Below are 509 nucleotides of genomic sequence, written 5' to 3' on the forward strand. Positions count from 1 at the left end.
CGTCCTCCGGCACCGCAACAGGACTTCTCCGGGCGCAGCCTGCTACTTGTTTCTCAGCCCCACCAATCACACAGGCATGCCAGTGTGGGCTCAGTCACTGTGAGATGTCCCATCCGACCCCGTGACCGGGTCAGACGGTGATCCTCCTAGCGACGCCAGGCCCTGAGCCGGAGGAGCTCCCAGGCTGACGGCTCCTTATATTCCCTTAGGCAGCGAGGCTGTAAGGGGATGGAGCAGACTGCGACTTGTTGGCAGTTATTTCTTTGAGCGGATCGTTAACGAGATAACCGCTCATCCTCGGCCCGCTTCCCCTGCCTCGACGTCCGGAGTCGAAGCCGGTCACCCCCGCGTTCTGTCGGTGTTGATGTTCTGTCGGTGTTGACTGTGGCTCATTTCCAGCGCTTGCCGATCGTACGTGAGGAGTGCCCGAACGACCGCCCACGCAGCCCAACACCGGCTGCGCGCCCTATCTTCCCATGGAGTCCCGGTCGTCCGCCACCCGGGTCTGA

General features: G+C 62.3%; 1 other RNA gene. It reads right to left on the reverse strand.

Annotation, left to right across the window (positions count from 1 at the left end):
* Window positions 1-347, reverse strand: a transfer-messenger RNA (tmRNA) gene (ssrA, locus tag MJ785_RS19705); the annotation flags it as partial.
* Window positions 348-509 lie beyond the last annotated feature (162 nt).

The sequence above is a fragment of the Protofrankia sp. CiT1 genome, assembly GCF_917627335.1.
Classification (GTDB): domain Bacteria; phylum Actinomycetota; class Actinomycetes; order Frankiales; family Frankiaceae; genus Protofrankia.